Genomic DNA, 22,936 nt, shown 5'->3' with positions numbered 1-22,936 from the left:
CGGCGCTCATTTGCAGATCTTGGGATCGCGCGTCGCCTGCTCGAGATAGGCGATCAGGTCGGCCCGTTCCTGCGGGTCCTTGACGCCGGCATAGCCCATCTTGGTGCCGGGAACCGCCTTCAGCGGATTCTCGAGGAAATGGTCGAGCGTCTTCTCGTTCCAGATCACGCCGTACTTCTTCATCGCGGTGGAGTAGGCGTAGCCCTCGACGGTGCCGGCCTTTCGGCCGAACAGGCCGCAATGGCGCGGCCCGACGCGATTGTGCTCGAGCGAATGGCAGGCGAGGCAGCGATGGTAGATCGCCTCGCCGCGCTTGGGATCGCCGGTTGCCGACTGCGCGTGTTGGGCGGGCAGCCCGACCATGAGAAATGCAAGGAGACAGGAAGCAAGCACGGTTTTCATGGTCGGGCGATCCGCGGCTCAGGAGACGAATGCCTCAGGCACCGGCGTCTGGCCCAGCGCCTGGCGAAGGACCGCCCAATGCATCGCCTCGTCGCCCAGGATCGAGGCGGCGGCCTTGGCGAGCTCGCGATCGGTCAGGATCGGAACGGCGCCGAGATAGGCGCTGACGGCGCCCTTCTCGAGCGTGGCAGCGAAGGAAAGCACGTCGGCCTCGCTCTTGAGCTTGTCCTTCTGGAAGCCGTAGTCCTTGAGCGGCGTCGCCGGCTTGCCGCCGAGCTTCTGCACCGCCTTTGCGAGCGCGTCGGCGTGCTGCTTGTGATGGCCCTGGAACTGGACCGCCAGCGCCAGCACCGGCTTTTGTAACAGCCCGGAGTCGGCGCCGAGCTGGTAGGCGGCGATCGCCTGTTGCTCGGCGCCGAGGGCCGAATTCAGGATCGCGACATCGTCGTTGGCCGTCTTTGCCGACGCGGGCGTGATGAGAGCAAGCTTCTCATTGCCGGCCAGCAGGGCGATGGCGGTGGCCGACAAGGTGAACTTGCCGAAGCCGCTGAGGAAGCTGCGGCGGATTTCCCGCTCTGCGGGAACGAGCTTGGCGATGGTCATGGTATTCTCCCGGTCACGACGCCCGGAACAGGCGTCGTCGATCGGAAAACCCTCGGCCCGGGCAAAATGGATGCGCGGCTCGCGCAATGACGCCATGCATTTATTTGCGCCGCCGGCTGCATCCAATTCGGCTCGGCCGGGGTATCAAGGTGCGAAGGAGAAGTCTCCATGGGAGAGATCTTCAACCTCCGCCGGATCGTCGGGCACGCGAGTGTACCGCTGCCGGTTGCGGTGTCTTCGCCGGCCCCGCTCGAGCCGCTGGCGCTGCTGCTCGCGGAAACTGCCGCCGGGAACGAGCGCGCCTTCGCGCGCCTCTACGAGCTGACCGGCGCCCGGATGCTCGCCGTCGCCCGCGGTATCGTCGGTCGTCCCGATCTCGCGGAGGACGTCGTGCAGGACTCTTTTCTCCGCGTCTGGCGCTGGGCGCATCGATACGATCCGGGCAAGGGGCCGGCCTACGCCTGGCTGATCAGGATCGTCCGCAACCGGGCGCTGTCGGCCAAGGACCGGCTGCATCGCCGCGAGGTCGCGCAGTGCGAGCTCGATGCCGACACGCTCGTCCTGCCGGATCGCGATCCGGCGGATCAGGCGATACAGAGCGAGGCGGCGCGCCAGGTGAACGCGTGCCTCGCCAATCTGCCGCTCAACCACCGCCGCTCGGTCGCGCTCGTCTATTTCGAGGGACTGACCCATCGCGAGCTGGCGGCGCGACTCGGCGTGCAGCTCGGCACGGCCAAGAGCTGGGTCCGCCGGGGCCTCGCGCAAATGGGGCGCTGCCTGTCGGGTGGCGCCGAGGCGGACTGGCGCGAGCTCATGGCGGCCCAGTACGCCGTCGGCAGCCTGCAGGGCGCGAGCCGCCGCGCATTCGAACGCCGGCGCGAACGCGACGCCCGCTATTGCCATGCAGCCGACATGTGGGAGGACCGGTTGGCGCTCCTCACCGAGCGTCTGGCCGATGGTGCTCCGGCCTCGCCCGACATCTGGCACCGTATCGCCCAGCAGATCCAGCGCGAGCGGGTTCCGCTGTCGCGCCCGCTCTTCTGGCAATCGACCACCGCGCTCCTGACACTGGCGGTGCTGGCGCTGCTGATCGTGGCGCTACGCTAGCGGCTCGGGCTCGCCGGGCGGCAGGGCCATCTCGAAGACGTTGAGGGTCATCGAGACCAGCATGTAGTAGCCGCACACGCCCACCAGATCGACGACACCCTGCTCGCCGAAAGCGTCGAGCGCGCGCCTGTAGTTCGGCGCTGCGACCCGATTGGTCGCCAGATACTCGGTCACGAAGTCGTAGACGATCCGTTCCACGTCGCGCGTGAAGGGCGGCGTCTGGCGCGTGCGGATGGCTTCGATGATCGCGGGCGCAAGCCCCGCTTCTTTCGCAAGGCGCGCATGGGCGTAGAATTCGTACTGCGCCTTGAAGTGCCGGCCCACCAGGCAGATCGCGAGCTCGGAAAGATCGCGCGGCAGGGAGTTGTTGAAGCGGCAGTATTCGCCGAGCTTCTGCGCCCGGTCGGCGAGCGCCGGGCTGCGCAGCCAGGGCTCGAACGGTCCGCGCAGGCCGCCGCGCGGGCCCGCGACGATGGCGTCGGCCACCTTCTTCTGTTCCGGCGTCAGTTTGGCGAGGTCGAGCGGGGCCAGGCGCGGCATCGATGGTCTCCTGAGGATCGTTGTTTGTCGGAAGGCTCAGAGCGGGCAGTCGGCATCGCCGATATGGCTGCGATTGGCGTCCTTGAAGATCGCCTCGACCATTGCATCGCCGACACGCTCGACGTCGTTGCCGTCCGTCCCGCACGAGGCGGTCGCACCCCAGATCACCTTGCCGGTGGTGGAGTCGTAGAGCGTGAGCGTGATGCGCAGCGTCGACTTGCTCTTGGGAATGTTGATCAGGTCGCGGCGCTGGACGCGATTGCTCGGCAACTCGGGCCTCGGGTTGGAGGCCGGAGGGGCGTAGCTCGGCTGGCCGCCGATGGTGTCGGACCCGCCGCCGGAGCCCAGCAGATCGAGATAGGCGACGTCGAGCCGCATGACGTTGTTGCCGTGGAAGCCCACTTCGTTGCCGCGACGGGCCAGTCGCTCCATCACCTGGCCCCGGATGTGCCGGCCGAGCGCCGTGTCGTCGGTGAGCTGCACCGCGGTCTTGGCTTTCGGGATCACCTGATAGGCCTTGATCTCCAGCTTGCCCAGCGGCGGTGCCTGGGCCGACGCAGGCGCGACGGCCAAGGCCAAAAGCATCATCCCGATCGCGATCGTGCGCATCGCTGTTCCCCCGATCTTTCTGTCATGCGAGCGTCCGCCAGCCCGGCTCGTCACGGTCCAGCAGACGTTTCAACGAGTCGAAATGCAGGAACGCCTGCTGGCTTTCGCCTGCCATCTGCTCGGCGGTCTGTCGCGCACAGGATTCGTCGATCACATGAAGCGGGCGGCCGGTCTGCATCGCCAGCACCTGCACCATCGCCGCGCGTTCCAGATAGTAGAGATCATCGTAGGCCTGCGCCATGGTCGGGCCGCACACCACGACGCCGTGGTTGCGCAGGAACAAGATGTCCTTGTCGCCCATTGCCCGGCACATGCGGTCGCCCTCGGTCGTCGAGAGCGCGAGGCCGCTATAGGCCTCGTCGTAGGCGATGCGCTCCCAGTAGCGGAAGGCGTTCTGGGTGCACATCTCGATACGGCCGCCGCGGATCGAGGTGAGCGCCGTCGCGTAGGGCATGTGGGTATGCAGCACCGCCGCCGCGCCCGGCTTGCCGGCATGGATGCGCGCGTGGATATGGAAGGCCGTGGGTTCGACCGGATGGCGTCCTTCCACGACGTTGCCGGCGAAGTCGGCCACCACGAGATCGGACGGCGAAATCTCCGACCAATGCAGGCCCTGCGGATTGACGAGGAAGAGATCGGAGCGTCCGGGCACCGCCATGCTGAAGTGATTGCACACGCCCTCGTTCAGTCCGTGTCGGGCGGCGGACCGCAGCGCCGCCGCGAGATCGAGCCGCGCCTGCGTGACCGGATCGTTGACCAGCATTTCCCGTTCATCCCCTCGCGTCGGCGCGGATGATGCTGGTTTGAATCGTGCGGGGGAAGCGAAATCCGACCGCGAACGAAAACGCCGGGACGAATCCCGGCGTTTCTATCCAATTGCGATCGGCGATCTACTGATCGTCGTCGAAGCCGCGCTTGCGTGGTTCGTAATCGCGATCGCGACGATGCGGTCCGCCGTCGCGCCGGCGCTGCGGACGACCCGCGTCGGCACCCGGCTCGTAACCGCCGCCGGGAGCACCGCCTCCACCGGAGAAGTCGGCGCGCCGGTCGCGCATCGGGCCGCCGTCGCTGGCGCCTCGATAACCGCCGCCGCCACCGCCGCCGAAGCCACCGCCGCCGGGGCCACCACGATAGCCGCCGCCGCCGAAGCCGCCACCACCACCGCCACCGCCGCCATAGGGCGTGCGCGGTCCGCGCGGACGAAAGCCACCGCCACCGCCGCCGCCGAAGCCGCCACCACCGGGCTGACGCTCGACCGCTTCGCGGACGGCGATCGAGCGGCCGTCCAGCAATGCGCCATTCATGGCCTGCATCGCTGCAGCGCCCTGGTCATCTGTTTCCATCTCGAGGAAGGCGAAGCCGCGGCTGCGGCCTGTCTCGCGATCCACGATCACTTTCGAAGAGGCAACGGTCCCGAATTGAGAGAAAGCTTCTTGCAGACGCTCGGACGTCACCGAGTAGGGCAGGTTGCCCACAAACAATTTACGACTCATTCAAGGCTCTGGGCTGGAGGAAGGAAGGAGCGGAGTCCGGCGCGCGCTTGTTGGGACGGAGGCGTCCCAGCGATTCGTAGACCTTTGACAGATGATGACCAAGAAGCTCACGGGATGGACGTTGACCGGTATCACGCTCTCGCGTCTTTGCCGGAGACCCCTGAAGATGCTCCTCGGCCAGTGTCGCAATGCCGCACTTATGCTCTGATTCCGCGCCTGAGTCCACAAGGGTTGAGCTTGGACGGGGCACGCCACACAATCGCCACGGAAATTGGACTTGCCGGAGGAAGAGACACGTGATCATCGACCATCGCACCTATGAGCTGCAGCCGGGTCGGCTGCGCGAGTTCCTCGCTCTCTACGAGAAGGAGGGGCTGCCGGTGCAGATGAAACATCTCGGCCATCTGGTCGGTTACTTCACGACCGAAGTCGGCAATGTGAACGAGATCGTCCATATCTGGGCCTACGAGGACCTGGCCGATCGCACGCAGCGCCGCGCGGCGATGGCGGCCGATCCGGCCTGGCAGGCCTACCTGCAGAAGAGCCGGGAGTTCATGAAGACCATGAACAACAAGATATTGGTGCCGACCTCCTTCTCACCCACGAAGTGAAGGAAGAGCGCATGACGACCTCTTATCCCCGCCGCAGCGGCGCGCAAATCCTGATCGACCAGCTTCGCATTCATGGCGCCGATACGGTCTTCGGCGTACCTGGCGAAAGCTATCTCGCGGCCCTGGACGCGCTCTATGCGCAGCGCAACTCGCTGCGCTACGTCATCTGCCGGCAGGAAGGCGGCGCCGCAAACATGGCGGAGGCCTACGGCAAGCTCACCGGGAAGCCGGGCATCTGCTTCGTCACGCGGGGGCCGGGAGCCACCAACGCCAGCATCGGCCTCCATACCGGCTTCCAGGATTCGACGCCTATGATCCTGCTGGTGGGCCAAGTGGCGCGCGAGCAGGCCGACCGGGAGGCGTTCCAGGAGATCGACTACCGCCGCATGTTCGGCCAGATGGCCAAGTGGGTGGCGCAGATCGAGGATGCGCGGCGCATCCCCGAGCTGGTGAGCCAGGCCTTTCACAGGGCCGTGAACGGCCGGCCCGGGCCGGTGGTGCTGGCCCTGCCGGAAGACATGCTGACCGACGAGGTCGAGGTCGCCGACGCCGGTCCCTACAAGATCGCGCGCGGCGCTCCGGCGGCGGAGGATATGGCGGCGTTGCGCAAGCTTCTCGACGCGGCGCGCCAGCCGATGGTGATCCTGGGTGGCGGTGGCTGGACGGCCGAGGCCTGCGCCGACATCCGCGCCTTCATCGAGGCGAACAATCTTCCGGTGACGACCGCGTTCCGCAACCAGGACCTGCTCGACAACCGTCATCCCAATTTCGTCGGCGATCTCGGCGTCGGCGCGAGCCCTCCGCTCGCCGAGCGCATCAAGGCGTGCGACCTGATCGTCGCGATCGGCCCCCGGCTCGGCGAAGCCACGACCGCGGGCTATACACTGCTCGACATCCCGGTGCCGAGGCAGAAGCTGGTCCACGTCCATGCCGGCGCCGAGGAGCTCGGCCGCGTGTTCCAGCCGACACTGCCGATCAACAGCGGCATGGCGAATTTCACGAGGGCGGCCAAGGCGATGAAGCCGGTCGACGGTGCGCGCTGGAAGACGCATGTCGAGCAAGGCCGCGCCGCCTATCTCGCCAACATCGAGCCCAACCAGCAGCCCGGCGCCGTCAACATGACGGAGGTGATCGCTTGGCTGAACAAACGCCTGCCCGACGACGTGATCGTCACCAACGGCGCGGGCAACTACGCGGCCTTCCTGCACCGCTTCTTCCAGTATCGCGGGTTCCGCACGCAACTGGCGCCGACGAGCGGCGCGATGGGCTACGGCGTGCCGGCCGCGGTGGCGGCCAAGATCGTCCAGCCCGGCCGCATGGTCGTCTCGTTCGCGGGCGACGGCTGCTTCCTGATGAACGGCCAGGAGTTCGCCACGGCGGTCCAGCACGGCGCCAATGTCGTGATCGTGGTGGTCGACAACGGCATGTACGGCACCATCCGCATGCACCAGGAGCGTGAGTATCCGACGCGCGTGCACGGCACCGAGCTCAAGAACCCGGATTTCGCGGCCTATGCCCGCGCCTTCGGCGGCCACGGCGAGACGGTGACGCGCACGGCCGATTTCGCGCCGGCCTTCGAGCGCGCCGTGTCGGCCGGCAAGCCCGCGATCATCCATGTGAAGGTCGATCCGGAGGCGCTGACCTCGCGCATCACGCTCAGCAAGCTGCGCGAGCAGGCGCTGGCGCGACAGCGCTGACGGCTCAGGCCGCCAGCACCGGAACACCATAAGCACCGACACGGCGGTCGCGCGTCACGATTGTCAGGCCTTCTTCCATCGCCTGGGCGACCAGCATGCGGTCGAAAGGATCGCGATGATGGAAGGGAAGGCGCTGCACGCGGTTGATGTGGGCTGGTGTGATCGGCAATGCGACCGCCGCAATCGTGTTCAACGCCGCCGCGAGATCATCCGGCAAGGAAAGCTTGCCGAGGGACACCTTGGTCGCGATCTCCCACATCGAGGCAATGCTGACAAAGCGATCGTTGGATTCCTGCAACGCCTGTCGCGCGGCGTGGGACAATTCGGTCGGCCGTCCGATGGCCCAGATCAGCACATTGGAATCGATCAGAAGCTTCAACGGCCGTCGGTTTCCTTGAGCACGTCGAACATCGCTTCGACCTCGGCATCCGTCTCGGCCGAATCCCATCCCGGCTGAAAGACGATCTTGTCCTTCCAGGCGCCGAGCCGTGGCTTTTTCCGCGCGGGCTCGTAGGCGGCGAGGCGTGCGACAGGCTTGCCGGCCTGGCAGATGACGACTTCTTCGCCTGCGCGCACCGCCGCGATAAGCTTGGAGAGCTGCGTCTTGGCCTCGTGGGTGTTGACATACCGCATGTTGGCTAACTTAGCTAAATCGACCGGGCGCCGCAAGATCACGCTTGCCTTGGCCCGTGACCGCTTATATGAGGACTGCCATCGTGGAATTTGAGCCGACCGGCTTGCGGCCACGTTAAACCTCGCTAAAAGGTCGGAGCGCTCGAAAAAGCCCCCGCCCTTTCCGGTCGGGGGTTTTTCGTTGTGGAGAGCGACATGGACGGAACGATCGCGGGCAAGAGGAAACAGGCGGCCGATACCAGCAAGTGGAGGCCGCAGACGCGCGCCGTCCGGGGCGGGCTGATCCGCTCGAACTTCGACGAGACGTCGGAAGCGCTGTTCCTGACCTCGGGCTATGCCTATGCGAGCGCGGAGGAGGCGGAAGCCACCTTCAAGGGCGAGAGCGCCCACTACCAGTATTCCCGCTTCGGCAACCCGACTGTCTCGATGTTCGAGCAGAGGCTGGCCGCGCTGGAGGGCGCGGAGGCCTGCCGCGCCACCGCGACCGGCATGTCGGCAGTGTTCTACGCCTTGCTGGCGCTGCTGAAGGCGGGCGACCGGGTCGTGGCGGCGCGCCAGCTCTTCGGCTCCTGTCATTTCATCGTCTCCACCCTGCTGCCGAGATACGGTGTGGAGGGCGAGCTGGTCGACGGCGGCGACCTCGCGGCGTGGGAGAAGGCGCTCTCGAAGCCGACCCAGGCCGTGCTGTTCGAATCGCCGTCCAATCCCATGCTGGACATCGTCGACATCAAGGCCGTGTGCGGGCTCGCGCACAAGGCAGGGGCCGCGGTCGTGCTCGACAACGCCTTCGCGACGCCGATCCTGCAGCGGCCGCTCGAATGGGGCGCCGACGTCGTCGTCCACTCCGCGACCAAGTACATCGACGGCCAGGGCCGTACGCTGGGCGGCGCGGTCCTTGGCTCGAAGGCGTTCATCCTCGACAAGCTGCAGCCCATTATTCGCAACACCGGGCCCTCGCTCAGCCCGTTCAACGCCTGGGTGCTGGTGAAGGGCCTGGAGACGCTGGGCCTGCGGATCGAGCGTCACTGCGCCAACGCCGCGCGCGTGGCCGAGGCGCTGGCCGCGCATCCGGCGGTCGCGCGCGTGCTCTACCCCGCCCGCAAGGACCATCCCCAGCACGAGCTCGCCATGCGGCAGATGTCGGCCGGCGGCGGCGTCGTCGCCTTCGACCTCGAGGGCGGCAAGCCGGCGGCATTCGAGGCGTTCAACCGGCTGCAGCTCGTCGACATCTCCAACAATCTCGGCGATGCGAAGAGCATGGTCACGCATCCGGCCACCACCACGCACCTGCGCATCGGTGCGGAGGAACGCGCCAGGCTCGGCATCGGCGACGGCACCATCCGCATCTCGGTGGGGCTCGAGGACGCCGACGACGTCATCGCCGACCTCGTGCAGGCGCTGGGCGGCTGAAGCGCCGGGTCGGCCGCTCCGTGTCGCTCTCCCGCTCTCTCTGGCAGGCCAACGACGATTGGGCGCGGAAGATCCTCGCCCATCCGTTCGTGCGCGGCCTCGGCGACGGCTCGCTGCCGCTCGAGAGCTTCAAGGACTACGTGGCGCAGGACGCCTATTTTCTCGAGGCCTTCGCGCGCGCCTACGCCTTCTGCCTCGCACATGGCGAGACGCGCGAGGATCTCTACGGCTTCGCCGCGCTGATCGCGGCGGTGCTGGACGAGCTCAAGCTCCACGGCGGCTACGCCGAGCGCTGGAAGGTCGCGCTCGCGGGCGTCGTGCCGGTCGCGGCCACGCGCGCCTATGTCGATTTCCTGCTCGACACGGCGCGATGCGGCAAGCTCGGCGAGACGGTTGCCGCCATGACGCCCTGCATGAGGCTCTATGCCTTTCTCGGCCAGACGCTCGCCCGCACGGACGTGGCGCCGCTTTATGCCGAGTGGGTGAAGACCTACGCCGATCCCGGCTTCGAGGCCCTCGCGGCGCGCCTCGAGGCGCTGCTCGACCGGCATGCCGCGGACAATGAGACGGTACGTGCGAATTACCGCCGCGCGATGGAACTCGAGTACGGCTTCTTCGACGCCCATTCGGGCCGGGAATAGGCGGTCCCGCCTTTCAATTGCCTCACTGGGCGCGCGCAACGAATGCGCGCAGCCGAGCGTTTGCCGTCGGTCGTTCATCCGCACACCGCGTCGGCATGCGTTCGCAACAGTCCGGTCAGCTTCAGTCGCTCACTCCCTTGCGTGGCATCGCCGCCCTCTGGGTGGTGCTGTATCACTATGCGGCGCAGTACCTGCCGGCGCTTAGCACCGACGGCTTCACGCATCTGCTGGACGAGGGCTATCTCGCCGTCGACCTCTTCTTCATGCTGAGCGGCTTCGTGCTGACGCATGTCTACTGGCGCGTCTTCACCGAGCCGGTGCGCGGATCCTACGGCCGCTTCCTGCTGGCCCGCGTCGCGCGGCTCTATCCGCTGCATCTTTTCGTGCTCTCGCTTTTCATTGCGACGGCGCTGGCGTCGCGCATGGTCGAATACGCCACCACCGGCGCCTACGAGACTGTCGCGATCGAGGGCGCGCGGTCGCTGACGGCGCTGGTCGCCAATCTCTTCATGCTGCAGGGATTGAAGGCCTCGGAGCTGAGCTGGAACTATCCGTCCTGGTCGATCAGCATCGAGTTCATCGCCTATCTCGGCTTTCCGCTGGCCCTGCCCTGGATCTGGCGCGCCCGCCGGTCGACCAAGATCGTGCTGGCGCTCGTCCTGGTCGCGGCTCTCGCCGGCCTGGCCGACATGACGCATGACGACTTCGACCAATGGGACGGACCGTTGGCGCTGCTGCGCTGCATGCCGGAATTCCTGATCGGCAGCCTGCTCTACACGGCGTTCGAGGGCCGGTCGTGGATGTCGCTCGCGCGCCGGGACGCGGTCCTCGTCGGCCTGGTCGCCGTCCTCGTCCTGCTGCTGCATCTCGGCGTCAGCGATTTCGTGACGATCCTGCTCTTTCCGGCGCTGATCCTGGCGGCGGTCGCCAACGAGGGCCGGGCGGCGGCGCTGCTGAACGCGGCGCCGCTCGTCTGGCTGGGCGAGATCTCCTATTCCCTCTACCTGTTCCACGGCCTCGTGCAGTTCGTCGCCACCCGGCTGCTTTCGGCCGCCGGCCACGACAGCCGCGACGACCTTTCGCTGGCGGCCTCGCTTGCGATCATGGCCGCCATGCTGGTCGCGTCGCTGGTGTGCGCCGGCTATGCGCATCGCGGCGTCGAGAAGGCGGGCCGGCAGCGCCTGCGTCTGATGTTCGGCGCGTAGAAGCTGGCTGTTCAGAGACGCGCCAGCCGCTCCATCGAGCGACCGATGGTTCCGTGCAGATCGGCCGTGAGCCGGGCGCCCAAGGCCTTCCGCACCTCCTGCTCGGCGGCCGCCCAGAGCGGCAGGGCGCGCTTGAAGAGTGCGCGCCCTGCCTTCGTCGCGACGAACGCGCGGCGCCGCCCGCACGCGGCGGCAGGCTCGACGAGACCATCGGCCAGCAGCGGCCGCAGGTTGCGGGTGAGGGTCGTGCGGTCCGTCGTCGCCAGCTCGGACAGCCGGCCGATCGAGACCGGTCCCCCGGCGATGATGAGGCCGAGCAGGGAGAACTGCGAGATCCTGAGGCCCGTCGGCGCGAGATGACGGCCGTAGATGACGGTCATGCGCCGCGCCGCCCCGCGCAGGCGGAAGCAGGTGCAGTCGACGGGCGAAAGGTGCGGCGTCTTGCCGGACATCGCACGACACTAGCGCCGGCTCTTGCCGCGGCCAAGCTGGAATGTGTATATGCACCTATATCGAGAAGGAGAGCGATGATGAGGATGCCCGAGGCGGGCTTCGGCGTGGTGCCCGTCGAGCGGGCCCGCAGCATGGACGGCCTGACCCTGTTCCGGGCGATCCGGTCGGGACGCCTGCCGGCACCGCCGATCGCCCGGGTGCTGGGCTTCTGGATCGACGAGGTGGAGGACGGGCGCGTGACCTTCGCCTACGAGCCGGTGCTCGATCACTACAATCCGATCGGCAGCGTCCATGGCGGCATCGCCGCCACGCTGCTCGATTCGGTGATGGGCTGCTCCATCCATACGAAGCTCGAGGCCGGCACCGGCTACACCACGGTCGAGATCAAGATCAACTACGTGCGCGCCATGACCGAGAGGACGGGCGAGGTGCGCGCCGAGGGCAAGGTCATCAACCTCGGCTCGCGCATCGCGACGGCCGAAGGCCGCCTGACGGATTCCGCGGGCAAGCTCCTCGCGCACGGCACGACGACCTGTCTGCTGTTCCCGATCTGACGCTCATTCGACGCACGCGCTCTTGATCGCACCGGCGGCGCGACCGCTTGCGGCATTTGACCTTTTGGCGGGAAAATCCCATCTCCAATGCCGCCATGCCCGGGGATCGAGAGGAGTCCGTTGTCGATCTACGTCGCCACAACCCGTGCCATTTGCGTCACCGTACGGCCGCAATATCTGCCCGATCAGTCGGATCCGTCGAAATCGCAATATGTCTGGGCCTATCAGGTCCGCATCGAGAACAAGGGCGATGTCACGGTGCAGTTGCGCAGCCGGCATTGGAAGATCACCGATGGGCTGGGCCGGCGCCAGGAAGTGAAAGGCCAGGGCGTGGTCGGCAAGACGCCGCGGCTGCGGCCCGGCGAGGTGTTCGAGTATACTTCCGGCACTCCGCTCTCCACGCCGTCGGGCTTCATGGGCGGCACGTACCAGATGGTGAGCGAGTCGGGCGAGAATTTCGACATCGAGATCCCGACATTCTCGCTCGACACGCCAAACGAGTCGCGACAGCTTAACTAGCGGCGCGACGGCAGCGGAGAGGAAGGCAATGAACAGGATCCTGAAGAAGAGCGACATGGTCTCGCTCGCCACCGGCATCGCCCGCCCGTCGCGCGAGGACGCCGAGGAGGCCGTGCGCACGCTGATCCGCTGGGCCGGCGACAATCCCGACCGCGAGGGCCTGGTCGGCACGCCCGATCGCGTCGTGCGCGCCTACGAGGAGTTCTTCGCCGGCTACGACGAGGATCCGGCCGAGATGCTGCAGCGCACCTTCGAGGAGGTCGAGGGCTACGACGAGGTCGTGGTGCTGCGCGACATCCGTCTCGAATCGCATTGCGAGCATCACATGGTGCCGATCATCGGCAAGGCGCATATCGGCTATCTGCCCGACCGCCGCGTCGTCGGCATCAGCAAGCTCGCGCGCGTGGTCGACGCCTACGCCCATCGCCTGCAGATCCAGGAGAAGCTCACGGCGCAGATCGCCAACACGCTGCAGGAGGTGCTGCAGCCGCGCGGCGTCGCCGTCGTCATCGAGGCGGCGCACCAGTGCATGACGACGCGCGGCGTGCACAAGTCCGACGTCGCGATGGTCACCAGCCGCATGCTCGGCGCCTTCCGCGACAATGGCGAGACGCGCCGCGAATTCCTGACTATGATCGGCCGCACGACTGTTTGACGGTCGTCCGTTCGATCGCAGACTCTGATCGCAGACACTTTGTTCGCAGACAAGGGGTGACATGGCCGGTGAGACCGTCGATTCCGTCGAAATGCTGCGGCGCCTGGTGGCGTTCGACACCACCTCGCGAAATTCCAACCTGGCGCTGATCGAGTACGTCCGGGAGTATCTCGGCGGGCACGGCGTCTCATCGAAGCTGGTGCCCAGCGAGGACGGCAAGAAGGCCAATCTCTTCGCCACGGTCGGTCCCGACGTCGAGGGCGGCGTCGTGCTCTCCGGGCACACCGACGTGGTGCCGGTCGACGGCCAGCCGTGGGACACCGATCCGTGGACGCTGACGCTGAGGGACGGCAAGTATCACGGCCGCGGCACCTGCGACATGAAGGCGTTCTACGCCATCGCACTTGCGCGGCTGCCCGAGTTCCGGAAGGCGAAGCTTCGGAGGCCGATCCACTTCGCGCTCTCCTACGACGAGGAAGTGGGCTGCGTCGGCGCACATGCGCTGGCCGCCCGCATGGCCGTCGAGGTGCCAAGGCCCCGGGCCATCATCATCGGCGAGCCGACCATGATGACGGTCGTGCACGCCCACAAGGGCGCGCAGATCTACGTCACTAGGTTCACCGGCTTCGAGGCGCATTCCTCGATGACCCATCTCGGCGTCAGCGCCATCCACTTCGCCGGCGAGTTCGTGCACTGGCTCAACCGCGTGCAGGACGAGCTCGACGCCAAGGCGCCCCGGGACAGCGAGTTCATGCCGGCGGCCGCGACCTTCAATGTCGGCACGATCGTGGGCGGCACCGCCGGCAACATCCTGGCGCGCGAGTGCGAGGTGCTGTGGGGCTATCGCGAGCTGCCGGGCCGGCCGATCGACGAGCTGGGCGAGCGCGCGCAGAAGTGGCTCAGGGAGGAGCTGCTGCCCAAAATGAAGGCGAAGCATCCGGCGGCCGCCATCGACACCGTGCTGCGCTCCTCTACGCCCGCCTTCTCGCCCGAGGGCAACGACGAGGCGAAGGCGCTGGCCGGGAGCTGGTCGGGCTCCAACACGGTGGGCAGCGTCGTCTACGGCACCGAGGCCGGCATCTTCAAGAAGACGCTCGGTGTGCCGACCGTCGTCTGCGGCCCCGGTGACATCGCCCAGGCGCACCAGCCCAACGAGTACATCCTCGCCTCCCAGATCGAGGCGTGCGAGGGCTTCATGAGCCGCATGCTCGAATGGGCGTGCCGGGAGTAGAGCCGCGCCAGCGGCAAGAAAGCGATCGCGCTGCAACGCGCCTGCGTCATCCCGGGCTTCCCGCGTCATCCCGAGCAACGCGAGGGATCTTTCGCAGCACCGCGGCGGACGTCGTTCCAGTCCAGGCCGTGCATTCCAAGGACCTGAATCGGCCCTTGCCGAGCGGCGCGCAGCGCCCGGATTGTCGCCGACCCTCAATGGGTCGGCGACAATCCGGTTGCGGTTGGCCCGCGATCATTCGGTAGGTAGGCTGAACGCCGAACCAGCTGGGAGTCGCACTCCGTTGCGGTTGGCCCGCGATCATTCGGTAGGTAGGCTCCCTCTGCCGAAAGGTAGCCATTTCTCCTCGTTGCGGTTGGCCCGCGATCATTCGGTAGGTAGGCTATCGGCGGCGATGAATAGCCTCCTGCGCGTGTTGCGGTTGGCCCGCGATCATTCGGTAGGTAGGCTACGTGCGCCCGCGCCTTGTCACGCCACTCGTTGCGGTTGGCCCGCGATCATTCGGTAGGTAGGCTGACCGATCCCGACTATGCATCGGCCGGCTTGTTGCGGTTGGCCCGCGATCATTCGGTAGGTAGGCTCATGGCGGCGCGGGCTATGACGGCTCTCTTGTTGCGGTTGGCCCGCGATCATTCGGTAGGTAGGCTCTTAGGCGCGGGTGCCGCTGTCTCGCCGTTGTTGCGGTTGGCCCGCGATCATTCGGTAGGTAGGCTGACTACCCGGCCGGCGAGCGCGCCCTGGTCGTTGCGGTTGGCCCGCGATCATTCGGTAGGTAGGCTCTCCAGCCAGCTCTACAGGCAGCTCTCCAGGTTGCGGTTGGCCCGCGATCGGTCGTGTCCCGGATGGTGGTGTAGCTGGGGAGAGCAAGGCCGCGAGCGAGCGCGCTGTTTGATGGCGCCGTAGCGAGGGAGCGGCCTTGCGGGGGTCACCGGCGATTTCCGGTTAGGGTTTGGTTGCGAGCTCCAACCTGCACGCGAGGAACCACCGATGACCGAAGAGATGATGGACCTGCGTTCGCTTGTCGAGAAGGCCCCTGACGCTGACGTTCTGCGCGAGATGATCGCCTTTGCTGCCGAGCGCCTGATGGAGATCGAGGTCGGTGCGCTGACCGGCGCCGCCCATGGCGAGAAGAGCGCCACGCGACTGGCCCAGCGCAACGGCTATCGCGACCGGGATTGGGAGACGCGGGCCGGCACGGTGGAGCTGCGCATCCCCAAGCTGCGCCGCGGCAGCTACTTCCCCAGCTTCCTCGAGCCGCGCCGCATGGCCGAGAAGGCCCTGACCGCGGTGATCCAGGAGGCCTACATCCAAGGCGTCTCCACCCGATCGGTCGACGACCTGGTCAAGGCCTTGGGCATGAGCGGCATCTCCAAGAGCCAGGTCAGCCGGCTGTGCGAGGAGATCGACCAGCGGGTGAAGGCCTTCCTCGACCGGCCGATCGAGGGCGACTGGCCCTATCTGTGGATCGACGCCACCTACGTGAAGGTGCGCCAGGCCGGCCGCATCGTCTCGGTCGCCGTCATCGTCGCCGTCGGCGTCAACGCCGACGGCCGGCGCGAGGTGCTGGGCATGGATATCGGCCCGTCCGAAGCCGAGACCTTCTGGACGGCGTTCCTCAGGAAGCTGACGCGCCGCGGCTTGCGCGGCGTCAAGCTGGTCATCTCCGACGCCCATGAAGGTATCAAGGCAGCGATCTCCAAGATCCTCACCGCCACCTGGCAGCGCTGCCGCGTCCACTTCATGCGCAACGCCTTGGCGCATGCCGGCCGAAGCGGACGCCGCGTGGTCTCGGCCTTCATCGCCACCGCCTTCGCCCAGGACGATGCCGAGCAGGCGCGTGCGCAGTGGCGGCGTGTCGCCGATCAGCTCCGACCCAAGGTCCCCAAGCTGGCTACCCTGATGGACGAGGCAGAGCCCGATGTGCTCGCCTACATGAGCTTCCCGGCACAGCACCGGGTCAAGCTGCACTCGATCAACCCCCTGGAGCGCCTCAACGGCGAGATCAAGCGCCGCACCGAGGTCGTCGGCATCTTCCCCAATGAAGCGGCCATCGTTCGACTCGTCGGGGCCATCCTGCTCGAGCAGAACGACGAGTGGGCCGTCCAGCGCTCCCGCTACATCACGCTGGAAAGCATCGCCCCCGTAAGCGATGATCCTCTCGTCGGGCTGCCTGCTGTGGCTGCCTGATCGATCCGGCTCACGCCGAAGATCGCTGTGCTGACTCAGCGCCAGCTACACCACGTCTCGGGGCACGATCCCGCGATCATTCGGTAGGTAGGCTGCTGCAATTCCTCTAGGCGCGCGTCGCCGTGTTGCGGTTGGCCCGCGATCATTCGGTAGGTAGGCTATGATTGTCGCCCGTGAACGTGTTCGCCCCGTTGCGGTTGGCCCGCGATCATTCGGTAGGTAGGCTAATGCCGGCGCACTCAATCAAGTCGGAACGGTTGCGGTTGGCCCGCGATCATTCGGTAGGTAGGCTCCATGAGCGGCGCGGGGTGCGAGAAGCCGCCGTTGCGGTTGGCCCGCGATCATTCGGTAGGTAGGCTTCGTCATCGGACGCATGGATCGCCTTCTGCGTTGCGGTTGGCCCGCGATCATTCGGTAGGTAGGCTTGAGGGCCTCCTGTTCAACCAGACTATAGCGTTGCGGTTGGCCCGCGATCATTCGGTAGGTAGGCTAGCGGCGCGCTAGCATTGCGCTCGCATTCAGTTGCGGTTGGCCCGCGATCATTCGGTAGGTAGGCTAAGGCCGAACAGGGACGCCTCTCAGCGGCCGTTGCGGTTGGCCCGCGATCATTCGGTAGGTAGGCTGGTCGGCACGGCGGCCACACGCGGTCTATTGTTGCGGTTGGCCCGCGATCATTCGGTAGGTAGGCTCGGCTTTGTCTGCGAGATACGGCCGCCCAAGTTGCGGTTGGCCCGCGATCATTCGGTAGGTAGGCTTACGACCTCGCGAACAAGCGGCTTGGTATCGTTGCGGTTGGCCCGCGATCATTCGGTAGGTAGGCTCCGCGCCTCGCCTGGATTGACGATGCTGCCGTTGCGGTTGGCCCGCGATCATTCGGTAGGTAGGCTGACGATCTTGCCCAGGAAAGGCACGGGATCGTTGCGGTTGGCCCGCGATCATTCGGTAGGTAGGCTTCGGCAAGGGAAGCGGACGACGCTTAGAGGGTTGCGGTTGGCCCGCGATCATTCGGTAGGTAGGCTCAGGCCGCCGAGTAGCAGGAGCATCGCTCCGTTGCGGTTGGCCCGCGATCATTCGGTAGGTAGGCTGCCGAGTGGAAACCCGATATGCCCGACCTTGTTGCGGTTGGCCCGCGATCATTCGGTAGGTAGGCTCACGCTCGACGATGCGTCATTCCTGGGTTAGTTGCGGTTGGCCCGCGATCATTCGGTAGGTAGGCTTTTCTCGTCCGAACCCCGCATTGCGCGCTCGTTGCGGTTGGCCCGCGATCATTCGGTAGGTAGGCTCATCTGTTCGCGCACTTGCCGCCCTATGCCGTTGCGGTTGGCCCGCGATCATTCGGTAGGTAGGCTGCCTTTCAGTCGTTGTTCGTGTTGATGGTCGTTGCGGTTGGCCCGCGATCATTCGGTAGGTAGGCTTGCTATACTTCTAAGGCCTTGGAAACAGGGCCTTTTTCTTTGGTCGTGTCTCAATTCGTTCGCGCGCATTCAAGTCAGAACAGGACGTATTGCTCGGGATTTTTCCGTGGTGGCTCCTTCGTCCGGCCGTCGAAGGCCACGATATTCTCGTACTGCTTGTCGGTGATGTAAACGATGTGGACCTTGCCGCTCGACGGCACGGCCTGCTCGACCTTCTTCGTATAGGCCTCCGCCTGTTCCTTGCCGGCGCAGAAGCGCAGATAGACCGAGAACTGCGACATCTCGAACCCCTGGTCGAGCAGGAACTGCCGGAACTTCGTTGCGAGCCGCCGCTCCTTCTTGGTGCCGACCGGCAGGTCGAACAGGACCATCATCCACATCAGGCGATAGCCGCTGAGCGTCGGCACCGGTCACGCCGGTTCCGGCGGCGCCGGCAGTTCCAGAGGGAGGGGCGCCAAGGGAAAATCGAGCGCCGGCTTGCCGGTCGCGCAGGATTGCGCCAGCGATTGCGCAAGCCGTTCCGCGCACGTGAAGACCGGCGTGCGGCCGCGATCGGTCTGCATGTCGGCCGAAGCGACGCTCGCCAGATAACGCTTGGCCTCTTTCGTGACTCCGGTGTGATCCGCATCCACGGCGCGTGCGACCATGAGGTCGATCATGGGGCGGAACGGCTCCATCAGGTCGTCGACCAGCGCCATGTCCTCGCTCTTGTGGTTGAGCCCGATCGCCGGATGCAAGCCCGCGCCACAGACCGCCCGCGCCGTGACCGCCCGCAGGACGGCATAGCCGTAGTTGAGCATGGCGTTGATGCCGGGCGCGTCGCGATCACGCCGGAACGCCTCGCCGAACAGCAGTGGCCAATAGCGCCGTGCGGCCTGGGCCTCCATGTTGTCGGGATCGCCGGAGCCGACCCGCCGCGCCATGAGGTCGAAGCCATCCGCTCCCTCGCGACCCAAGGCGGCAAGAGCGGCCCCTTGCTGCCGGATCTTGGCTTGCACCACCGCTTGCCACAGCCGTTTGGCGAGCGGCTTGGTCGCCTCGATCTGAGACTGGATTCGGCTGCGCTGCTCGTGATGCATCACCACCGGCCACAGCCAGGCGGCCGGATTGTGATTGTTGCCGCAAACGAGGATCACCGCCCCGCGCTCGGCCAGCCGTACGACGAGATTGTTGGAATAAGTGACGCCATGCGCATTGACGATCAGGGCGCCGATATCGTCGAGGGGCACGCGCCCGATCTCGGCGCCTTTGCTACTGACGGTCATGAGGCCGCGATCGACCGCGAGATGACGGTCGTCCTCGGCAACCTCGACGATACGGGCGGGCATATCTCCCTCAGGGCTTTTTGGCCGGATCTCTCAGTTCGCCGTTCGGGCTGACCGAAACGCGCCGGAAATTCTGGCTCTTGAGCTTGTCGTAGTTGCCGAACGTCCATTTGAACTCGCGATCGCGGTAGCGCTCGGCGAGGTTCGTTTCCTCATGGCCGGCCAACTGCAGATAGCGGTCCCAGATCGAGACGACGCGCATGATGCGCTCCTCGCCATTGACCGACAGCTTCACAAGATCGTTCTTGTGCACGCGCCACAGCAGTTTTGGCTCAGGAACGATGTTCCGCCATGCCGGTCGAAAGTCCCGCCGATTGGCATCGTACGCAGTTATGATCTCGCGCCCCCATGATCCATCCGGGAGCTCGAACAGCTCGACGCGCAGATTGTCTCCAGCACTGTAGGCCTTGTAAGGATGCCCGCTACGATCTCGGATCGAGACGAGAGCGGCTTCGGGCTTGACCAAGCGGACTCGGCGAATGCTGTTGGTTCGGCCGAATTCGGCAAGGGCGGCCTTGAAGTCCCTGGCGCCCGACTTCTTGCGGCTCTTGTTCTCGACCTTGAGACGATCGACTTCGGCCTTGGCTCGATCCAGCGCGGCGGCATCCTTGGCCTTGCGCGCGGCAACCAGCCGGCCCTTGGCATTCTGCAGGAGCTTGTCGTCGCCGAGGAGGCCTGCGAGATGAGTGCGCAGCTTCTCGCGCAGCAACGGATCACGAATACGATCGATCTCGTTCTCCGACATGCCGTCGATCGGTTTGCGGGCAACGATATTGCCGCCTTCGCGCTCTGGGTCCTTCACAATGCCATACGCGGTTTCCTCATGGAGGCGGCCGCTGGTGGATCGACGCCTCGAGGCGCTGCTGTCGGGATCGATGCCGTGGTCCGGTCGATGCGACACGATGATCCGATCGAGGGCGGCCTTCAGCTCGTCACGATAACCGTCCCACGGGTCGGGCATATCGTCGATAATGCGCTCGCGAGTGATGCCCTGTGCATGCTGTATCTGCTGCAGCATCGAGCGATCGGTCAGGCCCACGACATAGGCATCGATGGCATGATGTCGATGATCGGCGCGGTTCTTCCTGTTGTGGTCGCCCAGCAACGAGTTGAGCCCCCACTTGCGCCTCAGCAATGCAGTCATCTGGCCGGGAATGACCCAGGTCTTGTCGGGATCCCAGATCTTCCAGAGATATTGCCGCGTCACTCGCGCGAGATATGCGGTATCGACGAGCTGGCGAGCGAGAAACCCGCCGGCCTTCTCGATGTCATCGAGCGCGTCCTTGGGCAGATTGCCCTCCAGCCGGGCATTCTCGCGCGCAATGCGACTCTTCACGAGATCGATCGCGTCCGGCCGAAAGCGCCATTGCTTGTTTCGCGGCAGTGCCGAGACACGCAGCATGATCGCGTCCCAGTCGTAGCCCGGCGGACTGTGGCCGAAGGCCTCATAAGGGGTCCGATTCTTCTTGTCGCGGTTGGCGCTGCGCAGTGACACCGTCAGATTCGCCGGGCTGTCGTCGAGTGCCTGCGTGAAGGGCAGGATATGCTCGATCTCGACCTCGTCGGAGAACAGCATGCGCCGGGAGATCGGCTTGCCGGTGTAGATACAGCACCGGTTTGTCGCGTTCTCCGCATCGAGTTCTTCCCACAGGCGCAAGCGCATCATCGCATCCTGTGGCGGCCTCCATCCTGGCTGGCTCTTTTGGAGATCGTCGAGCTCTTCGCGGCGAAGATCATTTTTCTTCTGATTCTCCGCCTGCTGCCTCTGCACCTCGTCGCGTTCTTCCTGGGTGCGCTTGAGGTCGCGCGCCAGCTCCACGACGATCTCTTCTGGCGGTCCATATTTCTCGATCAGCGCGTTCACGACCTTGCGGAGCTGGTTCAGCCCGATATGGACGGTCGGATTTGCCAGGCGGCCGAACTCGCGTTCCCATTCAGGTGCCGACTCGCTGCGTACCTGCGCTGTGTAGCGCTGCAACGCTTCACCATAATAAGGCAGCTCATCGAGCAGCTCGCCGTCGCGGAAATCGGAGTGATGGTCGTAGCCGGCCGCCAGCACGGCATCGGCGTACCGGATCGGTCCCCCGTCTTTGTCGGCCCGTTCCCTGAGGATTGGCACGATGCGCGACAGAGCCTTGAGCCCGAGGCGGCCATATCCAACGGGCAGGGGAGTGTCGGCGACCTTCTCCGCTTCTTCGCGCGTCAGCCCCCAGACCTCGACGCCGATCCGGACAATCTCGTCCGCATCTTCTTCGTCGAGAAGCTTCAGGACAATGTTCTGCCGCTCGACGTCGCTCAGGCCGTCGTACCACCGCTTGCCGAACGCGCTCTCTCGCGCCAAACGCACGGAAACGATGTCTCCCTTGAGATGGTCGCGTTTCTCGCTTTCGAGATTGAAGCTCCAGATGTCCTCGATCTTGAGCAGAATGCGGACTCGTTTGAAGCTGACTTTCTCGCTCCGTTTCAGCGCTGTATAGAGCGCATCGCGTTCGGCGAGATTCAGGCGTCGTCGAATCGAGGGGTTGGTCTTGTGGAACAGCTCCAGGTTTGCGAGCTCTTGCAGGATCCGGAAATCCTGCTGGATGGGCAGCGCAAGCGGTGCACGGCGGTCTCTCTTGTCGAGATCCTCTTCCGTATCGAGGGTGCAAGGGCCGGGGTCGACCGGCCGCAGCGGGCGCTGATAGAACACGATGTCGCGCAACTCCGCGCGCGCGACGTCCGTCAGGGAAGGGTGATGCTGTGACTGCGCAGCGCACAGGGCATCGAATTCCGCCTCGATCATCGATCGCAGCGGATAGAAATCGTAGGTGTTGCGGCCCTTCACCGTCGTCGGGCGCGCCCGGACCGTTCCGGCCCTGGCCGGCGTTATTGGCTTCCAGGCGCCGTCGTCGAAGCGCGCGCGCCGCGACTTGTAGAGGTATTCACCGAGGGTACGCGCGTCCTTGTGGTTCGGACCGATGACAGCGTCGAGCTTCTTGGCTGCCGCCTTCATGTCCTGCGCGTCCTTGGCTTCCTTGTCGTCGCTTCCGCGCTCGGCCCTGCGATTGCTCTTGAAGCCGCGTCGCTGATTGAGATGGAAGATTGCGCGGCCCAACTCATGCAGTGGCAGCGGGCGGTCGAGGCCCTCGCCGCGAAGGCGCCACGGATCGATATCTTCGAGCTTCTTGCGCTGGGTCGGGTCGGCCGGCATGAGCCCATGCCGGATAAGCGCTTTCAGCAGATCGGCCCGTCGGTCGAGATATCGGTCGCGCCGCCGGCGTGCACCGCGCGGCCCGCGGCGCTCCTGCGCCAGCGACGCGCCGGACTGAGGATCGCGGCCGTCGGTGTAGATACGGACGCCCATGCGGCGAATGCCGACGGGATGCTGGCGACCATCTTCGCCCTTCTTGAGGTCGAAGGCGCACCAACCCAGAGAATTGGTCCCAAGATCCAGCCCCAAGCGCCATGGGCGCGATTTGCGCATCGCCACATCCTTCGTTGTTGCCCCGATTGCCCGGCAGTATGCGGCCCGTTGCGGATTGCGTGCAATTAGGGGGTTGACTTAAAATTGTAAGGAATGCAACGTATGCGTGCTGGCGGCCTAGACGATAGCCTACCTACCGAATGATCGCGGGCCATCCGTTAACAAGCAGAGCCGCGAAAGCGG

The 22,936-nt window shown here is 65.7% G+C and carries 22 protein-coding genes, 1 pseudogene, 2 CRISPR repeat arrays and 1 riboswitch; of the genes and pseudogenes, 11 read left to right on the top strand and 12 right to left on the bottom strand.

The window, feature by feature from the left end:
• Positions 1–6: 6 nt before the first annotated feature.
• Both OJF58_RS07795 and OJF58_RS07790 read right to left on the bottom strand, forming a co-directional pair.
• Entirely contained in the window at positions 7–402 is a 396-nt protein-coding gene (locus OJF58_RS07795; RefSeq protein WP_300783279.1) for a cytochrome c family protein, read from the bottom strand.
• A gap of 18 nt (positions 403–420) precedes the next feature.
• Entirely contained in the window at positions 421–1,005 is a 585-nt protein-coding gene (locus OJF58_RS07790; RefSeq protein WP_300783277.1) for a ferritin-like domain-containing protein, read from the bottom strand.
• A 168-nt stretch (positions 1,006–1,173) separates the two neighbouring features.
• Between OJF58_RS07790 and OJF58_RS07785 the strand changes: the two genes are divergently transcribed.
• Entirely contained in the window at positions 1,174–2,112 is a 939-nt protein-coding gene (locus OJF58_RS07785; RefSeq protein ID WP_300783275.1) for an RNA polymerase sigma factor, read from the top strand.
• Here the strand turns inward: OJF58_RS07785 and OJF58_RS07780 are convergent.
• The 4 genes and pseudogenes from OJF58_RS07780 to OJF58_RS07765 all read right to left on the bottom strand — a co-directional run bounded on the left by OJF58_RS07780 (position 2,104) and on the right by OJF58_RS07765 (position 4,736).
• Positions 2,104–2,652, bottom strand: coding sequence for a carboxymuconolactone decarboxylase family protein (locus OJF58_RS07780; RefSeq protein ID WP_300783273.1), 549 nt, complete (start codon positions 2,650–2,652; stop codon positions 2,104–2,106). The two genes, OJF58_RS07785 and OJF58_RS07780, sit on opposite strands and share 9 nt — an antisense overlap.
• 36 nt (positions 2,653–2,688) lie before the next feature.
• Entirely contained in the window at positions 2,689–3,261 is a 573-nt protein-coding gene (locus tag OJF58_RS07775; RefSeq protein ID WP_300783271.1) for a DUF4136 domain-containing protein, read from the bottom strand.
• A gap of 22 nt (positions 3,262–3,283) precedes the next feature.
• Positions 3,284–4,039 (bottom strand): annotated as a pseudogene (locus OJF58_RS07770) (aldolase); the annotation flags it as partial.
• A 112-nt stretch (positions 4,040–4,151) separates the two neighbouring features.
• Positions 4,152–4,736: an RNA-binding protein gene (locus OJF58_RS07765; protein WP_300785209.1), complete on the bottom strand. Its 585-nt coding sequence runs from the start codon at positions 4,734–4,736 to the stop codon at positions 4,152–4,154.
• Between the two features lie 314 nt (positions 4,737–5,050).
• Between OJF58_RS07765 and OJF58_RS07760 the strand changes: the two genes are divergently transcribed.
• On the top strand, positions 5,051–5,365 hold the full coding sequence (locus OJF58_RS07760; RefSeq protein ID WP_300783269.1) for an NIPSNAP family protein: 315 nt from the start codon (positions 5,051–5,053) through the stop codon (positions 5,363–5,365).
• An 11-nt stretch (positions 5,366–5,376) separates the two neighbouring features.
• Positions 5,377–7,062 (top strand): thiamine pyrophosphate-binding protein, encoded by a 1,686-nt coding sequence (locus OJF58_RS07755; RefSeq protein ID WP_300783267.1) that lies wholly within the window; start codon positions 5,377–5,379, stop codon positions 7,060–7,062.
• A 4-nt stretch (positions 7,063–7,066) separates the two neighbouring features.
• Here OJF58_RS07755 and OJF58_RS07750 read toward each other — a convergent pair whose 3' ends face one another.
• Together OJF58_RS07750 and OJF58_RS07745 are read right to left on the bottom strand one after the other, a co-directional pair.
• Positions 7,067–7,441 (bottom strand): type II toxin-antitoxin system VapC family toxin, encoded by a 375-nt coding sequence (locus tag OJF58_RS07750; protein WP_300783265.1) that lies wholly within the window; start codon positions 7,439–7,441, stop codon positions 7,067–7,069.
• Positions 7,438–7,737, bottom strand: coding sequence for a type II toxin-antitoxin system prevent-host-death family antitoxin (locus OJF58_RS07745; RefSeq protein WP_300783263.1), 300 nt, complete (start codon positions 7,735–7,737; stop codon positions 7,438–7,440). Before OJF58_RS07745 ends, OJF58_RS07750 begins: the two co-directional genes overlap by 4 nt.
• A gap of 31 nt (positions 7,738–7,768) precedes the next feature.
• Positions 7,769–7,844, top strand: a riboswitch (SAM riboswitch).
• A 46-nt stretch (positions 7,845–7,890) separates the two neighbouring features.
• On the opposite strand from OJF58_RS07745, the gene metZ reads away from it, so the two are divergent.
• The 3 genes from metZ (at position 7,891) to OJF58_RS07730 (ending at position 10,951) form a co-directional block, all read left to right on the top strand.
• Positions 7,891–9,105: an O-succinylhomoserine sulfhydrylase gene (metZ, locus tag OJF58_RS07740; protein WP_300783261.1), complete on the top strand. Its 1,215-nt coding sequence runs from the start codon at positions 7,891–7,893 to the stop codon at positions 9,103–9,105.
• Positions 9,106–9,125: 20 nt separating this feature from the next.
• Complete coding sequence (locus OJF58_RS07735) at positions 9,126–9,746, top strand: TenA family protein (protein WP_300783259.1); 621 nt, start codon at positions 9,126–9,128, stop codon at positions 9,744–9,746.
• Between the two features lie 95 nt (positions 9,747–9,841).
• On the top strand, positions 9,842–10,951 hold the full coding sequence (locus OJF58_RS07730; RefSeq protein WP_300783257.1) for an acyltransferase: 1,110 nt from the start codon (positions 9,842–9,844) through the stop codon (positions 10,949–10,951).
• 11 nt (positions 10,952–10,962) lie between these two features.
• Here OJF58_RS07730 and OJF58_RS07725 read toward each other — a convergent pair whose 3' ends face one another.
• A complete protein-coding gene (locus OJF58_RS07725; RefSeq protein ID WP_300783255.1) occupies positions 10,963–11,403 on the bottom strand; it encodes a MarR family winged helix-turn-helix transcriptional regulator in 441 nt (146 codons plus the stop codon).
• A 75-nt stretch (positions 11,404–11,478) separates the two neighbouring features.
• On the opposite strand from OJF58_RS07725, the gene OJF58_RS07720 reads away from it, so the two are divergent.
• The 5 genes from OJF58_RS07720 (at position 11,479) to OJF58_RS07700 (ending at position 16,550) form a co-directional block, all read left to right on the top strand.
• Complete coding sequence (locus OJF58_RS07720) at positions 11,479–11,958, top strand: PaaI family thioesterase (RefSeq protein WP_300783253.1); 480 nt, start codon at positions 11,479–11,481, stop codon at positions 11,956–11,958.
• A 126-nt stretch (positions 11,959–12,084) separates the two neighbouring features.
• Positions 12,085–12,477 (top strand): Co2+/Mg2+ efflux protein ApaG, encoded by a 393-nt coding sequence (gene apaG, locus OJF58_RS07715; RefSeq protein WP_300785208.1) that lies wholly within the window; start codon positions 12,085–12,087, stop codon positions 12,475–12,477.
• 28 nt (positions 12,478–12,505) lie between these two features.
• Positions 12,506–13,132 (top strand): GTP cyclohydrolase I FolE, encoded by a 627-nt coding sequence (gene folE, locus OJF58_RS07710; protein ID WP_300783252.1) that lies wholly within the window; start codon positions 12,506–12,508, stop codon positions 13,130–13,132.
• A gap of 61 nt (positions 13,133–13,193) precedes the next feature.
• Positions 13,194–14,363: an acetylornithine deacetylase gene (gene argE / locus OJF58_RS07705; RefSeq protein WP_300783251.1), complete on the top strand. Its 1,170-nt coding sequence runs from the start codon at positions 13,194–13,196 to the stop codon at positions 14,361–14,363.
• 216 nt (positions 14,364–14,579) lie between these two features.
• Positions 14,580–15,208: direct repeats of the CRISPR family, unit length 36 nt; unit sequence GTTGCGGTTGGCCCGCGATCATTCGGTAGGTAGGCT.
• 142 nt (positions 15,209–15,350) lie between these two features.
• Positions 15,351–16,550, top strand: a complete 1,200-nt coding sequence (locus tag OJF58_RS07700; protein WP_300779380.1) for an IS256 family transposase — start codon at positions 15,351–15,353, stop codon at positions 16,548–16,550.
• Positions 16,551–16,608: 58 nt separating this feature from the next.
• Positions 16,609–17,965: direct repeats of the CRISPR family, unit length 36 nt; unit sequence GTTGCGGTTGGCCCGCGATCATTCGGTAGGTAGGCT.
• A gap of 74 nt (positions 17,966–18,039) precedes the next feature.
• Here OJF58_RS07700 and cas2 read toward each other — a convergent pair.
• From cas2 to cas9, 3 genes are read right to left on the bottom strand one after another with little or no spacing between them, the layout of a single operon-like run.
• Positions 18,040–18,372 carry a CRISPR-associated endonuclease Cas2 gene (cas2, locus tag OJF58_RS07695; protein ID WP_300783250.1) on the bottom strand — a complete coding sequence of 111 codons (333 nt, stop codon included), beginning with the start codon at positions 18,370–18,372 and terminating at the stop codon, positions 18,040–18,042.
• 3 nt (positions 18,373–18,375) lie between these two features.
• Positions 18,376–19,293, bottom strand: coding sequence for a type II CRISPR-associated endonuclease Cas1 (gene cas1, locus OJF58_RS07690; RefSeq protein WP_300783249.1), 918 nt, complete (start codon positions 19,291–19,293; stop codon positions 18,376–18,378).
• Positions 19,294–19,300: 7 nt separating this feature from the next.
• Entirely contained in the window at positions 19,301–22,753 is a 3,453-nt protein-coding gene (cas9, locus tag OJF58_RS07685) for a type II CRISPR RNA-guided endonuclease Cas9 (RefSeq protein ID WP_300783247.1), read from the bottom strand.
• Positions 22,754–22,936 lie beyond the last annotated feature (183 nt).

It is taken from the genome of Enhydrobacter sp. (assembly GCF_030246845.1).
Taxonomy (GTDB): domain Bacteria; phylum Pseudomonadota; class Alphaproteobacteria; order Reyranellales; family Reyranellaceae; genus Reyranella.
This window is presented reverse-complemented; position numbering and strand designations above follow the sequence as displayed.